This is a genomic window from Cyanobium sp. BA5m-21 (genome assembly GCF_024346235.1).
Classification (GTDB): Bacteria; Cyanobacteriota; Cyanobacteriia; order PCC-6307; family Cyanobiaceae; genus Cyanobium_A; species Cyanobium_A usitatum.
The window spans coordinates 1-13240 of the sequence record NZ_JAGQCO010000010.1 but is presented as its reverse complement, the minus strand read 5'-3'; the positions used below and the strand labels follow the sequence as shown (position 1 = coordinate 13240).

The 13240-nt window shown below is 63.0% G+C and carries 20 protein-coding genes and 1 pseudogene; 9 read left to right on the top strand and 12 right to left on the bottom strand.

All coding sequences use genetic code 11. The annotated features are described in order from the left end of the window. Positions 1-12 precede the first annotated feature (12 nt). The gene (locus tag KBY72_RS04825) at positions 13-459 is read left to right on the top strand and encodes a hypothetical protein (RefSeq protein WP_254959907.1); all 447 of its coding nucleotides are present in this window, start codon (positions 13-15) and stop codon (positions 457-459) included. Here the strand turns inward: KBY72_RS04825 and KBY72_RS04820 are convergent. Beyond that, positions 428-1279 (bottom strand): DMT family transporter, encoded by an 852-nt coding sequence (locus tag KBY72_RS04820; protein ID WP_315859522.1) that lies wholly within the window; start codon positions 1277-1279, stop codon positions 428-430. The two genes, KBY72_RS04825 and KBY72_RS04820, sit on opposite strands and share 32 nt — an antisense overlap. A gap of 62 nt (positions 1280-1341) precedes the next feature. Here KBY72_RS04820 and dnaG point away from each other — a divergent pair, with 62 nt between their 5' ends. Together dnaG and KBY72_RS04810 are read left to right on the top strand one after the other, a co-directional pair. Next, positions 1342-3435, top strand: coding sequence for a DNA primase (gene dnaG / locus KBY72_RS04815; protein ID WP_254959908.1), 2094 nt, complete (start codon positions 1342-1344; stop codon positions 3433-3435). Positions 3436-3500: 65 nt separating this feature from the next. Beyond that, the gene (locus tag KBY72_RS04810; protein ID WP_254942457.1) at positions 3501-3800 is read left to right on the top strand and encodes a hypothetical protein; all 300 of its coding nucleotides are present in this window, start codon (positions 3501-3503) and stop codon (positions 3798-3800) included. Between the two features lie 2 nt (positions 3801-3802). On the opposite strand, the gene KBY72_RS04805 is transcribed toward KBY72_RS04810, so the two are convergent. Both KBY72_RS04805 and KBY72_RS04800 read right to left on the bottom strand, forming a co-directional pair. Continuing rightward, complete coding sequence (locus KBY72_RS04805) at positions 3803-4081, bottom strand: hypothetical protein (protein WP_254959910.1); 279 nt, start codon at positions 4079-4081, stop codon at positions 3803-3805. Positions 4082-4096: 15 nt separating this feature from the next. Further along, positions 4097-4435 carry a methyltransferase gene (locus KBY72_RS04800; RefSeq protein WP_254993160.1) on the bottom strand — a complete coding sequence of 113 codons (339 nt, stop codon included), beginning with the start codon at positions 4433-4435 and terminating at the stop codon, positions 4097-4099. Between the two features lie 85 nt (positions 4436-4520). Here KBY72_RS04800 and KBY72_RS04795 point away from each other — a divergent pair, with 85 nt between their 5' ends. After that, positions 4521-4784, top strand: coding sequence for a hypothetical protein (locus KBY72_RS04795; RefSeq protein ID WP_254959912.1), 264 nt, complete (start codon positions 4521-4523; stop codon positions 4782-4784). Between the two features lie 15 nt (positions 4785-4799). Here KBY72_RS04795 and KBY72_RS04790 read toward each other — a convergent pair whose 3' ends face one another. From KBY72_RS04790 to KBY72_RS04755, 8 genes are all read right to left on the bottom strand, one after another. Next, positions 4800-6104: a Y-family DNA polymerase gene (locus KBY72_RS04790; RefSeq protein ID WP_254959913.1), complete on the bottom strand. Its 1305-nt coding sequence runs from the start codon at positions 6102-6104 to the stop codon at positions 4800-4802. 6 nt (positions 6105-6110) lie between these two features. Next, the gene (locus KBY72_RS04785; protein ID WP_254959997.1) at positions 6111-6485 is read right to left on the bottom strand and encodes a LexA family protein; all 375 of its coding nucleotides are present in this window, start codon (positions 6483-6485) and stop codon (positions 6111-6113) included. Between the two features lie 51 nt (positions 6486-6536). Beyond that, a complete protein-coding gene (locus KBY72_RS04780; protein WP_254936852.1) occupies positions 6537-6770 on the bottom strand; it encodes a hypothetical protein in 234 nt (77 codons plus the stop codon). Continuing rightward, positions 6767-7144: a hypothetical protein gene (locus tag KBY72_RS04775; RefSeq protein WP_254959914.1), complete on the bottom strand. Its 378-nt coding sequence runs from the start codon at positions 7142-7144 to the stop codon at positions 6767-6769. The genes KBY72_RS04780 and KBY72_RS04775 overlap by 4 nt, the downstream gene beginning before the upstream one ends. Before the next feature lie 86 nt (positions 7145-7230). Then, positions 7231-8232, bottom strand: a complete 1002-nt coding sequence (gene gap, locus KBY72_RS04770) for a type I glyceraldehyde-3-phosphate dehydrogenase (protein ID WP_254959915.1) — start codon at positions 8230-8232, stop codon at positions 7231-7233. A gap of 56 nt (positions 8233-8288) precedes the next feature. Continuing rightward, the gene (locus KBY72_RS04765) at positions 8289-8948 is read right to left on the bottom strand and encodes a TMEM165/GDT1 family protein (RefSeq protein ID WP_254959916.1); all 660 of its coding nucleotides are present in this window, start codon (positions 8946-8948) and stop codon (positions 8289-8291) included. Then, on the bottom strand, positions 8948-9364 hold the full coding sequence (locus KBY72_RS04760; protein ID WP_254959917.1) for a hypothetical protein: 417 nt from the start codon (positions 9362-9364) through the stop codon (positions 8948-8950). The genes KBY72_RS04765 and KBY72_RS04760 overlap by 1 nt, the downstream gene beginning before the upstream one ends. A 9-nt stretch (positions 9365-9373) precedes the next feature. After that, the gene (locus tag KBY72_RS04755; RefSeq protein WP_409995478.1) at positions 9374-9802 is read right to left on the bottom strand and encodes a pentapeptide repeat-containing protein; all 429 of its coding nucleotides are present in this window, start codon (positions 9800-9802) and stop codon (positions 9374-9376) included. Between the two features lie 198 nt (positions 9803-10000). On the opposite strand from KBY72_RS04755, the gene KBY72_RS04750 reads away from it, so the two are divergent. Next, a complete protein-coding gene (locus KBY72_RS04750; RefSeq protein WP_254959919.1) occupies positions 10001-10366 on the top strand; it encodes a YraN family protein in 366 nt (121 codons plus the stop codon). On the opposite strand, the gene KBY72_RS04745 is transcribed toward KBY72_RS04750, so the two are convergent. Then, entirely contained in the window at positions 10360-10569 is a 210-nt protein-coding gene (locus KBY72_RS04745; protein WP_254959920.1) for a hypothetical protein, read from the bottom strand. The two genes, KBY72_RS04750 and KBY72_RS04745, sit on opposite strands and share 7 nt — an antisense overlap. A 101-nt stretch (positions 10570-10670) precedes the next feature. Between KBY72_RS04745 and rsmA the strand changes: the two genes are divergently transcribed. The 4 genes and pseudogenes from rsmA to KBY72_RS04725 all read left to right on the top strand — a co-directional run. Continuing rightward, entirely contained in the window at positions 10671-11510 is an 840-nt protein-coding gene (gene rsmA, locus KBY72_RS04740; protein ID WP_254959921.1) for a 16S rRNA (adenine(1518)-N(6)/adenine(1519)-N(6))-dimethyltransferase RsmA, read from the top strand. Further along, entirely contained in the window at positions 11503-12438 is a 936-nt protein-coding gene (gene ispE / locus KBY72_RS04735; protein ID WP_254993158.1) for a 4-(cytidine 5'-diphospho)-2-C-methyl-D-erythritol kinase, read from the top strand. Before rsmA ends, ispE begins: the two co-directional genes overlap by 8 nt. Continuing rightward, entirely contained in the window at positions 12435-12770 is a 336-nt protein-coding gene (locus KBY72_RS04730; protein ID WP_254993157.1) for a DUF3082 domain-containing protein, read from the top strand. The genes ispE and KBY72_RS04730 overlap by 4 nt, the downstream gene beginning before the upstream one ends. Before the next feature lie 139 nt (positions 12771-12909). Next, a pseudogene (locus KBY72_RS04725) lies at positions 12910-13240 on the top strand (alpha-ketoacid dehydrogenase subunit beta); the annotation flags it as partial.

Sequence of the window (13240 nt, the reverse complement as noted above, 5' to 3'; positions counted from 1 at the left end):
AAGACTTAGAGGATGGATACGAGCCCGCCTGCCTGGCTGCCTGAGACAGCCGCCCGCATCTACCCCGGTTGGGTGCAGCGCAAGGCGGTCACCCTGTGCAAGCGGGATCAGAAACGTGGCGGCAGCAACAACGTGCAGGAATACCGCATCGCCATACACAACGCCGTGGTGGCCTCGGGCGGCCTGGACCACTGGACCGGCGAACACCTCGACTGGCATCTGATTGGCACCTACGACAACCGGGAAGCAGAAGCTGGAAGGGGCGCACACAAGAAGCAGTACGCCCTGCTTCCCACAATCGATCACCTTTCCAATCTCCCCGAACCAGATTTCGTTATCTGCGCCTGGCGAACCAACGACGCCAAACACGACATGACGCCGGCGGAGCTGGTGGAGTTTTGCCGCCGGGTTCTGGCCCATCACGAGGCTAAGGCCGCTTCTGTTGCTGACTGTGGCTAAGGCTTACCAGGGTGGCTGCCAGAACGAGGCCAGCCCCGGCGATGGTCCAGCTGTCGATTGACTCACCAAATAGCAACCAGCCCCAGCCACCGGCAAACAGCACTTGCACGTAGCTGATCGCCGTTGCTCGTGCCGCCGGCAGGGCAGTGAGGCTGCGGGTCAAATACACCTGACCAAGCTGGGTGAAGACCCCAACCCCGACCAGCCATAGCAGCTCCGCTGGGGTGGGAAGCACGGGATTGAGGGCCACCAGCGGCAGGCTCAAGGGCAGGGCCACCAAGGGGAAGTAAAAAACGATCACCAGCGGGTGCTCGCTCGTGCCGAGGGAGCGCACGCTTACGTAGGCAAATGCGGTGAACAGGGCCCCGGCAACGGCGATCAGTACGGGAACAAGCGCCAGGGTCGCGCCGCCCTGCAGCAGGCCGGCCGGTTGGGCAACGAGCAACACCCCGAGCCAGCCCAGGGCCATGGCCGCCAGCACCCGCTTGCCGATTGGCTCACCGAGCATCAGCCAGGCCAGTAGGGCCGTGAACGGCGGGTAGAGGTACTGCAGCACCGTGGCCGCAGCCAAGGGCAAGGCCGCTAGGGCGGCATAAACACACACCAGGGCGGCCGTACCGATCGCTCCGCGCCAGATCAGTAGCCAGCGCCTTTTGCCCCAAGCTGGAATCCCGGCTCGGTGCAGCAGCCACCAGCTCAAGGCCACGCTCACAATCGCCCGGGCGAACACCACCTCGGCAACGGGAATGCGTCCTCCCACCTGCTTGACGCAGACGCCCATCAGCGAAAAGCTCAGGGCACTGACAACCATGCCGAGCATGGCTTGCCTTCCCTGGTCAGAATCAGGCTTCGCTTCAGCGCCCACCGCAAATAGCCCCTTCCTTGAGCCTGCCTCGTCTCCACCCCCGCACGATTGAGGCCGTCAAGGAGCGGGCTGACATCGTTGATGTGGTGGGCGAGCACGTAGTGCTCAAAAAGAAGGGGCGTGAGTACGTAGGCATCTGTCCCTTCCACGACGACACGTCACCGTCAATGACGGTGTCCCCGGCAAAGCAGTTCTACTACTGCTTCTCCTGTGGTGCCGGCGGCAATGCCATCAAGTTTTTGATGGAGCACCAGCGCCAGAGCTTCAGCGATGTGGTGCTGGAGCTGGCGCGCAAATACCAGCTGCCGATCGAGACCCTCGATGGCCCCCAGCAGGAGCGGCTGCGCAAGCAGCTCTCGCGCCGCGAACAACTGCACCGGGTACTCACCCTGGCGGCTGGTTGGTTCCGTAGCCAATTGCGCGCCCCTGAGGGTGCCGCCGCTCTCACCTATCTGCGCGAAAGTCGCGGCCTGAATGAAGCCACCCTGGAGGCCTTCGAGCTCGGCTTTGCTCCCGACCGTTGGGATGGCCTGCTAATCCACCTGCAGCAGGTTGAGGGGCTGGGGCCGGAGTTGCTGGAGGAAGCAGGCCTGGTGGTGCCACGCAAGGGCGCCAGTTCCCAGGACGGCCGTGGTTTCTACGACCGCTTTCGCGGCCGGGTAATGGTGCCGATCAAGGACCGCCAGGGGCGGGTGATCGGTTTCGGTGGCCGCAGCCTCGATGGCGGCGAGCCCAAGTACCTCAACTCTCCGGAGACTGAGGTGTTCGAGAAGGGCAAGCATCTCTTTGGCCTCGACAAAGCCGCGGCCGCGATCCGCAAGGACGACCGAGCCGTGGTGGTGGAGGGCTACTTCGACGTGATCGCCCTGCACGCCGCCGGTATCACCAATGCGGTGGCGTCCCTTGGCACCGCCCTAAGTAGCCAGCAGATCACCCAGCTCTGCCGCTGCTGCGAGGGGCGGCGGATGGTTCTCAACTTCGATAGCGATGGCGCCGGTGTGCGCGCTGCCCAACGGGCCATTGGCGAAGTGGAGCAGCTGGCCTTGCAGGGCCAGCTGGAGTTGAGGGTGCTGCAACTGCCCTCCGGCAAAGATCCCGATGAGTTCCTCAAGAGCCAGGGTGCCGGCGATTACCGGGCCCTGCTTGATCAGGCGCCGCTCTGGCTCGACTGGCAGATCGAGCAAGTGCTCGAGGGTCGAGATCTAGCCCGTCCCGATCAGTTCCAGCTTGCGGTGACGGCCCTCGTAGCCCTGCTTGGCAAGCTGCCCCAGAGCGCAGTGCGCAGCCACTACCTGCAGCGGGTGGCCGAGCGCCTCAGCGGTGGTCAGGCCCGTCTGGCGATCCAGCTGGAAGACGATCTGCGTCAGCAGGTCAAAGGCCAGCGCTGGCATGGACGTTCCCAGAAGTGGGAGTTGCCGGGTGAGGCTGGGCTGCGGGAGCGGGCTGAAGCGGAGGTGTTGCGGATGTATCTGCACTGCCCCGGCTACCGCAGTGCGATCCGGGTGGAGTTGCGGCAGCGCGAACTCGACGATTTCGCCCTGAAGCACCACCGCCTGCTTTGGGCTGCGATTAGCGGCCTAGAGGAGGTCAACCTCGGTGTGGGCCGGCTCGAGGCGATCAACCGCGGCCACGACCCCGGCTCAGACCTCGCCGATCTTGATTTGCCTCGGTTGCTGGGCGATCAGCTGGTGGTGGAGCAGAGCGCACTGCTCTCCAGGCTGACGCCCTTGCTCGAGCCTAATGAGCTGCAGCGCATGGCTTTCAGCCAGCCCCTGCTTCAACTTCGCGGTGCCACGGCATCTCTGGAGCGCCAGAAGAGTGTCAAACGCTGCCGGCATCTGCTGGATGCCTGGAGCAGTCAGCGTCTTGAGACCCTGGAGCGTTGTATCGCCCGGCTTCTAGAGCAGGAAAGGGAGGAGGCCCGGGCCACGGCCTCGGGCCTGGCACCGCTTAGCGATATGGAATCGCGCATCGAGGCCCTCTTCAGCGAACTCAACAGCGACGCCCTGCGCTTTCAGGAGCTCTATTACAACGAACGCAAACATCTCGAACACCTCGACTCCCAGCGCCGCGCTGGCTACGAGGAGGTGATGGCCCAACCGGCGGCTTAATCAGCGGTAACCACTTCTGTCTTGCCCTAAGACCTTTTCAACACTCTGTTTATCCCCTCGCTTTGATGTTTCTTCCGCGGCTTTCCCTGTTTTTACTGCCATCTTTACTGCTGCCTTTGTGGCTTACCCCTGCCGCGCTTGCCCAGCCCTGCCCCTGCAGCTGTGAGCAACCCAGCCAGGGCGTGATCGGTCCAGATGGTCTGTGTCAGTGCCCCTGTGGGGTGGTGCCGATTCCCGGCATCAACGCCGAAACCCTCTCTGGCCCTCCGAAACCGCCCCAGGCAGGTGGCCCCACTCCTACCTGGACCGTGGAACCTGGCTATGACGACGACTTTGGCGGCCCTTTCTGGGATGACTGGTGGTGATTTCACCAGAGCGTCAGCAGGTGGGGCAGCCAGCCAACGTTGCGCATGCCCTCCACCAGTTCAATGATTGCTGCAATCCATACAAACCAGATGTCGCTGAGGAGGTGGCGGCGAAACAGGCGCGGGTTGCTGCTCCAGCTGGCGGGCTCGCAGTAGAGCCCTGGATTGGGCCAGAAGCGTGGCACCCGCTGCCGGTATTGGCGGAAGGATTCGCCGAATAGTTCTTCTAGCCGTCTTTCCTCCCTAGCCATGATCCCCGGGTAATAAAGACCAAATATCACCAGAAATAGCAGCGGTTAGGTGAGGGTTTCGGTGCTAAGCCCCACTCCCACCAAACCGATGCTGCTGAACACATATAAAGTGTTGCGACTGATCGAGTAGGGCCCCTCAGTGACCAGCTCTCCGTCCTTGCGGCCGGAGATAAAAAATGAACACCAGATCCGCCCCGTTGCTCCAATGGCAGCCAGGCCAAGGCCGGTACTGAACAGGAACGTGGCTACATTTTCATGCTGCAGCTCCCAGTGGCTCTGGGTGAGTGCTAACAAGATGAAAGCCAGTACTGCCACCAACTTCGATAGCCCGGTGCGCTGGTGTTCCCACCAGGTTTTGCCGGCCGCTTTAGGCAATAGCGTCATGGGCTCGTCACAGTCATCCTTGGTCTACTCCTTTATTTGCTGATCCCCGCATACGCTGCCTATCTGCTGATTCCACCCTGGTTCCATGGGGTTTTTCGAGGTGTTCTGGGACGGTGAAGCAATCGGCGATGGCAGCGATCTTGAGGAAGCTCTCACCGCCTACCTCTCCGTGCAGCCTGAAGACATCAGCTGGGTTGAGGCCTGCGCCGCTGCCAGCGCTCCTCCCTGCATCCGGCGCTATGCCTCGTTTGAGGCCTACCTCGACAATGCCGATGAACAGGAGACGATCACCGTTACTGCCGCCATGATCGAAGCTGCCTTGTTGCCATTGTCATCAGGCCCGCAGTGATCAGGTCGGCAGTGATCAGGCCCGCACTACCGGGATGGCGTCTAGGCGGGTAGTGGCCGCTCCAGATAGTCGTGAGCGCCGCATTCGCCAAGGGGTCTGCAGTCCCGCGGCTGCCCATTGCACGGTGCCGCTGCCGTAGTGGCGGTTGAGCTGGTCGATGGTGGCCATTAGGGCTGTGCGACGGTGTTGTTGCTCCAAGGGCAGTGGCAGCAGCAAGTTGTGCTGGAGGGTCTCCTCTCCCTGCAGTTGCTGCATCAGTACGCCTGCTTTGTGCAGGGGCTTGTGGGGGCTGAACAGCACTGCCACCAGGGGTAGGGCTGCCTGCAGCAGTACGGCGGTGTCATTGCTGGCTAGCGGCAGGCTCACCGTGGCGCTGTTGCTGTAAAAACTGGTGCCGTTGAAGGGGTTACTGCGCACGAACACCGTGATGGCACCAGCCCGTTGCTGTTGCCGCCGCAATTTCTCCGCTGCCCGGCTCAGGTAGGTAGCAACCGCCTCCCTCAGTTCGCTCTGGCTGGTGATCGGCTGGCTAAAGCTGCGGCTCACGCAGGTTTCCCGCTTGGCGGCCGGCAGGGTCTCTAGCGGTAGGCAGGCCATACCCCGCAACTCCTGCTGCAGGCGCAGTCCCACTACGCCGCAGCGGCGGCGTAGTTCGCCACTGGGCATGTCGCGCAGAGCCTTGGCATCGGCGACACCGCGCAGGCGGCACCAGCGGGAGAGCTGGCGTCCCATGCCCCATACATCCTCGATGGCGACCGCTGCTAGGTGGGGATCGGGGTCATCCATGCTGCCGAGGTCGAAGACACCCGTGGCGCTGGCCGTCGTCTTGGCAAGTCGGTTGGCGAGCTTGGCCAGCACCTTGCTGGGGCCGATGCCTACCGCCACCGGCAGGCCGAGCTGGCAGAGCACGTGGTGACGCAGCTGCCGGCCCCAATCGTGCAGGCTGCGCTGGTCGGCGGGCCGGCTTAGCTGGCCGAAAGCTTCATCGATCGAATAGATCTCCAGCGCTTCCACCCAGGGTTCCAGGGTGGCCATCAGCCGCTGGCTCATATCGGCGTATAGGGCGTAGTTGGAGCTGCGCACCACCACGCCCTGGCGCTCCAGCTCGCGCCGCACCTGAAAGTAGGGCTGGCCCATGCGGATGCCGAGGGCTCGGGCCTCGGCGCTGCGCGACACGATGCAACCGTCGTTATTGGAGAGCACCACCAACGGCCTCCCCAGCACGGCGGGATCCAGCACCGCTTCGCAGGAGGCGTAGAAGTTGTTGCCGTCGATCAGCACGATTGCCTGGCGGCGGCGGCTCCAGGGTTCGCAGGTCATGGCGCTCTACGGCACACCCCAGCCAGGTTCCAGCGTGCGGACCGCGTGCAGGGCCACCGCCCAGATGCGAGCGCAATCAAAGCAATCCAGCTCTAGGGGCGGGTAGGCCGGGTGGGCTGCCTCTAGCCGTAGCCGGCCTTGGTGGGCTACTAGCCGTTTAAGGGTGAAGCAGCCGTCCAGGCAGGCCACCACGATCTGGCCGGGGCGGGGCTCCAGGCCTCGATCGACGATCAGTAGGTCGCCGTGGTCGATTCCGGCCGCCTGCATCGATTCACCACTCACCCGCAGCAATACCGTGCTGGCGCGGCAACGGATCAACTGGGCATCGAGACTGGCGCTTCCCGGCAATGGCGGAAAGACTGGATGGGCTGGGTGTGCCAGGCGCGCGCCGCGGGTCAACCCATACTAGTTCAGGCGTACTGCCGCGCTGTTTTAGTCCGGCTCGCCGGACTCGGGCGTAGTGGTGGTGAAGCGGCGGTAGAGCCAGGCGCCAGCTGCGCCCCAAAGCAAGGTCCACAACACAAAAGTGGTGAGGGTACCGAGCTGGCCGGTCTCGAGGGAATAGACGCCGGCCTGGATTAGTCCCGCATCGATCAGGGAGCCGCCGATGCCCCAGCCGAGCACCCAGCTGAATAGAAAGCCGATCGCCTGAAGATTGCCGGTCATGGGGTGGAGGTTAGGCGCTGGTTGAAGCGACGAATGAACAGTGCCAGCGGCATCGGACCGCAACGGCGTTGCCAGCCCAGCCCTTCCGGATAGCGCCGCCAGCAGGAAAGGCGGCCACCGCGGCGGTCCAGGCAGATCAGGTAGCGGTAGGTAGCAGCAGCTATTGGGGACAGGGTTTCCGGTGCTGGCAGCGGCGCCAAGGGCAAGAAAACAGCATGAAGTTCCTGCCAGCTGCTGGGCGGCCTGCCGCTGCTGCGCAGGGGCGAGCCAAGCAAGCTGGCGAGCTGCTGGGGGAAGCCGGCGTCTGGCAGCAGCCAGTGGCCCTGGCGGGATTGGCAGGGTTCGAGCAGGGAGATCACGGCGGCACAGGCCATGGGCGGAAAAGGGCAGGACCCTTCTCCAGTGCCCGGCCTGTCCCACGGTCAGCCGCGGTGGGGCAGCTCCCGGATCAGACCCGGCCCTATCCCGCGCTGGCCATATGGCGCATTAGGTCGAGGCACTTGCAGCTGTAGCCCCACTCGTTGTCGTACCAAGCCACAACCTTCACGAAGGTGTCGGTGAGGGCGATGCCGGCTCCGGCATCAAAAACCGAGGTGCAGCTCTCACCCAGAAAGTCGGTGCTCACAACCTCGTCTTCGGTGTAGCCAAGAATTCCGGCCATGGGGCCTTCGCTGGCGGCCTTCATGGCGGCCTTGATCTGGTCGTAGCTGGCGGGTTTGGCCAGGTTCACGGTGAGGTCCACCACCGATACATCGGGGGTGGGAACGCGGAAGGCCATGCCGGTGAGCTTGCCGTTGAGCTCGGGGATTACCCGGCCAACCGCCTTAGCGGCACCGGTGGAGCTGGGGATGATGTTTTGGGCTGCGCCGCGGCCACCACGCCAGTCATTCACCGAAGGGCCATCCACGGTTTTCTGAGTGGCGGTGGTGGCATGCACCGTGGTCATCAAGCCATTGACGATGCCGAAGTTGTCGTGGAGCACCTTGGCGACAGGTGCCAGGCAATTGGTGGTGCAGCTGGCATTGGAAACCACGTCCTGGCCCGCGTAGCTGCTGTGGTTCACGCCCATCACGAACATTGGTGTGGCGTCCTTGGAGGGAGCGCTCATCACCACACGCTTGGCGCCGGCATTGATATGGGCGCGGGCGGAGTCGTCGGTGAGGAAAAAACCGGTGCTTTCGAGCACGTAGTCGGCGCCAACCTCGCCCCACTTGAGGTTGTTTGGATCTCGCTCGGCGCTGATACGGATCACCTGGCCATTCACCACCAGCTGTCCGTTTTCGACGGCCACCTCACCCTGGAAGCGGCCATGGGTGGAGTCGTAACGGAGCATGTAGGCCAGGTAGTCGACCTCGATCAGGTCGTTAATACCAACGATCTCCACGTCCGCCAGGGTCATGGCACGGCGGAAGGCAAGGCGGCCGATGCGGCCAAAACCGTTAATGCCGATGCGAATGGTCATGGTGGTGCTCCCTAAACCCTGTGGAGAAAGTATGGGGGCACCATACGGGGGATGGATCAGCTCAGGGCCTGGCTCAAGGCCGCCAGACCAAACACCAGAAACAGGCCGCCACTGAGGCGATAGAGCAGGCGCTCATTCACCCATTGACCAATCCACTTGCCGGCGCCTACGGCCAGCCAGGTGACCAGGGCATGACCTGCCAGGGTGCCGGCGAGCAGGCCGCCAAAGCTGAATACCTGGGCCGGCGCAGTGGCCATAAAAATCGTGGTGAACTGGGTTCGGTCGCCTAGCTCAGCGATAAACACCAGCACGAATGCCTCCCAGATCACGGCCCAGGCCGTGTTAAAGGCCTTGCTGCTTTCCGCCGTATTGATCGCCTGCTCAGCCTCCTCCTTCTCCTCGGTAGCCGCATTGGCAGCCATGCCCTGGGCATCGATCAGCAGCTTGATGCCAAAGCTGAGGAAGAGCACGGCGGCCAGCCAGGGCACCAGGCTTTGGGGTAGCAGCTCCCGCAGGCCGTATCCAAGGGCAAGCGAGATCAAGGTGACCGCGGTTAGGGCGGCAAATGAGCCAACAAATACCCAGCGGGCGCGGTGGCGCACTGCAAGGATCAGCGCCATAAAAAAAGTTTTATCGCCCAGCTCGGCCAGGGTGATGGCGGTGAGGCTGGAGCCGAAGGCAGCCAGGCTGGGATCGCTGGAAAGGGTTGGAGCCATCACTTATCAATAGCCGAGGGGATGTCCTCGTCGTCCTCGAGCAGCAATTGCTGAAAGGCGGTGTATAGATCGCCAAATTCCGCTGCGGTGCGCCGATCGGCCCGCCCAGCGGTGTTGCGACCACGGAGCTTGGTGGGGCTGGCGGCAATGCTTGGCGCCGGCGCAGGGGTAGCGCTCTGGCGGCGGCTCTCCAGCTCGCGCAGCCGCTCCATCAAGTGGGGCGGCACCGTGCCATCGGGGCTGACCTGCATCAGCTCCTTGAAAAGGGCCTCGGGGTTTTGCTCCAGCTCCACCTTGTGGCGTCTATCGCTGGCCTTGGTTTGGCTTTGCTGAGGCGGCTCAGGCTTGGGTAGGGGTTGGGGCAGGCTGCGGCCTAGGGCTTGAAGGCGTTCGCGGCTACGGGCGTCGAAGCTCATCGATTCAGCTCAACTGCAGCCCAGGCTGGCGCGGGTGTCGCGGCCGGTCACCGGGTTGGTGCCACTGGCAAGCCCACAAAGGGTTTTGAGCGCATCACCACGCAAAGGCACATTGGTGAAATCTGCCCCCTCAATCACCACATTTGTGAATTTGGTGTTGAAGGCAAAGGCGTCTTCCAGCACTGCATTGGTGAGATTGGTGCCATCGAAGATCGCCGAATCGAGTGTTGCCTCCTTCAGGTTGGTGTTGCTTAAGTCAGCGTCCTGAAGCTTGGCGCCAAACAGGCTGGCCCCCTGCAGGTCGGAGCCGGCAAAGGTGGAATCCCGCAGATTTGTGAGGTTGAAGGTGGCACCCCGCAGATCCTGGTCATGAAAATCAGCGCCAATTAGCACCTGTTTGGCCACATCCATGGCCGCCTGGGCGGGCAGGGGGGACACCAAGACCAAGCCTATGGCACTGACCAGGGCGAACAACAGCGCCAGCACCCCGCCAGCCAGACTGCCCGGAGAACGACCGGAACTGGATCGACCGGAAAATAAAAGGGGCAACATGACGGCTGGGTGGGTATCTCAAGCCTAGGCAGGGCACCTAGCAGCGCACTGCGTGGGAACCCTGGTAGCTGCTGCTCCAGGCCAATGGCTCGCACCACTGCACGACGCCAGGGCGACTGGGCCGAGCAGCGGGTACTGCGCCTACTGCTCGGCAGGGGTTGGCGGTTGCTCTCACGCCAGTGGGCATGTCGCTGGGGAGAACTTGATCTGGTGCTGGAAAAAGGGGGCCGCCTGTTGCTGGTGGAAGTGAAAGGTCGCAGCCGTTGCGGGCCCGATAGTTGGGGTGCCGGCGCCTTGCGCCGCGGCAAGCGTCAGCGGTTGGAGCGAGCCTGGCACTGCTGGCTGGAGGACCATCCGGTTTGGGCGGAGAGCTCGGTGGAGATGGTCTTTGCCTTGGTGCCCCTGGCCCCGGCGCCCGGACCTGTCCGCTGGATCCGCGCCGATTACTGATCGGTAGTGGCCGCCGGCGCTGGCTGGCTGAACTCGACAGTGCATAGGTAGCGATAGTTGCCCATCCCTACCTCCGTCTCCTGGCAGCGCTCAGCGGTAACAACCGCACCAGCTGGAAGCTGCTGCCTAGCCCGTTCAATGGCGTTGCTTTTGTCCCAGATCGAGGATGCGGTGACGCTGCCTGCCTGAGCGGGGAGGGTCAAGAACGGCAGTGCGGCAACTATGGCCGCAGCGCAAATCAATGCCTGCGGATGAATGCCTGGATCTGGGGCAACAGCCATTGTGGATACCTGACGACTTCAAGATGACATTTACTGCCCACCGCGCCCGCAAGCGCTTCGGCCAGCACTGGTTGATTGATCAGGGGGTGCTCTCACGCATCGTGGCGGCCGCAGAGCTTGAAGCCAGCGATCGGGTGTTGGAGGTTGGGCCGGGCCGGGGAGCTCTCAGCGAGCGGCTGCTGGCTACACCGGCGGCAGCAGTGGCTGCAGTGGAGCTTGACCGCGATCTGGTGCTGGGCCTGCAAGAGCGCTTTGGCGACCAGCCGCGCTTCCAGCTCACCTCGGGGGATGTGCTGACAGTGGGGCTGCCTGCCGCCAACAAGGTTGTGGCAAATATTCCTTACAACATCACAGGCCCCCTACTAGAGCGGCTGGTGGGACGGCTCGATCGGCCGGTGGCCCACCCCTACGACCGCCTAGTGCTGCTGGTGCAGCGGGAGGTAGGGGAAAGGATCCGCAGTGAGCCTGGCGCCAGCGCCTTTTCAGCTCTGAGCGTGCGCATGCAGCTGCTGGCCAACTGCCGCTCCGTTTGTGCCGTGCCGCCGCGCTGTTTTCAGCCTCCGCCCCAAGTGCACTCGGAGGTGATCCTGTTGGAGCCGCTGCCAGTGGAGCAGCAATTGGCACCCCAGCTAGCCCGCACGGTGGAGATGCTTTTGAAGCGCTGTTTTGCCGCTCGCCGCAAAATGGTGCGCAATACCCTCGCAGGACTGCTGCCAGAAGCTGAACTTGCTGGGTTGGCAGAAGCAGCGGGCATCGGCCTGCAGCAACGGCCCCAGGAGATCGCGCCAGCAGCCTGGGTGGCGTTGGCGGGCAGCTTGAATCAGGTCATTGCTGCGCCCGCTGCCGCCCCTACCCATGGCTGATCTATGCGTGCGTGCCCCCGCCAAGATCAATTTGCACTTGGAGGTGCTGGGCCTGCGCGCCGATGGCTTCCACGAGCTGGCGATGGTGATGCAGTCGATCGATCTGGCCGACAGCCTGCGGTTGCGGCCCACGGCGGATGGCCAGATCAGCCTCCAGTGCGATCGGGCCGACCTGCCCACTGACAGCAGCAATTTGGTCGTCAAGGCAGGTGAGATGTTGCGTGCCCGCTCAGGTTTTGCCGAGCTTGGGGCCCAGATCGTGCTCGAGAAGCGCATCCCGATCGGTGCTGGCCTTGCGGGCGGCTCCAGTAATGGAGCGGCGGCGCTGATTGGTCTCAACGAGCTATGGGGACTGGGCTTTAAGAGTCAGGAGCTGCACAGCATGGCGGCTGAGCTTGGTTCTGACATGCCGTTTTGCCTTGATGGCGGCACCCAGCTCTGCTTTGGCCGCGGGGAGCTGTTGGAAGCCTTGGCCTTCAATTCAACCGATCCTCCGGCGCTACTGCTGCTCAAGCACCCGGGGGTGAGTGTCAGCACGCCCTGGGCCTACGGACGCTGCAAGGAGCTACGTGGGGATTTCTATCTTGAGGCTGAAGCCGACTTTGAGCAGCGCCGTCAGGCCCTACGCCAGGCGCCCTTGCTAGGGGCCATCGCGGGGAATAGGAGCTGGCCACCACTGCGCAACGACCTGCAGGCCGTGGTGGAACCAGAGGTGGAAACCGTGCGGCAGGGCCTGGCATTGCTGCGCCAGACCGAGCAACACTTGGCAGTTGCCATGAGTGGTTCTGGCCCAAGTCTTTTCGCCCTGTTCTCCAACCTGGACCAAGCTCGCACCGCCCATGTAGACCAAGCCGAACGATTTGAGCGGTACGGCTTTGAGTCTTGGTGTTGTGGCTTCAGCGATCGAGGTGTCAGCCTGCTTCAGTGACAAAACCCGAATCCCCCATCAAGCCCAGTGATCAAGTGCCCCGTAAAGGGCCGCTGAGTTTCCTCTCTGGCTCGCTCACCGCTGGTCTGCTGGCGTGGCTGGCCTTGGGTCTGAGCCAGAAATTGGTGGCGTACTACGCACTGCATCCACCCAGCTACGGCTCGGCAATTGCCCAGAGCATCGCCACGGCCCTCAAAACGCTAATTGTTGGCATGTCGTTTCTTGCCACCTTCAGCTTTGCCTTCATTGGCATTGGTCTGGCGTTGGTGTTCGTGCGCAGCTTGGTGTCCGGTTCCGGATCGGCCCCTGCCGAGGCGGGCGAAAAGCCCTAACTTCACACCATGACTCCCCACGATCTGGGTTTGCTGGTAACGCTGCTGCTCCCCGGCATGCTGCTTTCGGTGTTGCTGCTCTCAACCTTCGCCGCCGGCGGCTGATATAGGTTGTCAGCTAAATGGTGCAAGCCCAGACGTGGCAGAGACGCTGCTGTTCAATGCCCTTCGGGAAGCCATCGACGAGGAGATGGCTAGAGATCCTTACGTCTGCGTGATGGGTGAGGACGTCGGCCAATACGGCGGCTCTTACAAGGTCACCAAGGATCTCTACGAGAAATATGGTGAGCTGCGGGTGCTGGACACCCCGATCGCCGAAAACTCCTTTGCTGGTATGGCGGTTGGTGCGGCGATGACGGGGCTGCGCCCAATCGTCGAAGGCATGAATATGGGCTTCCTGCTGCTTGCCTTCAACCAAATCTCCAACAACATGGGGATGCTGCGTTACACCAGCGGCGGTAATTACACCA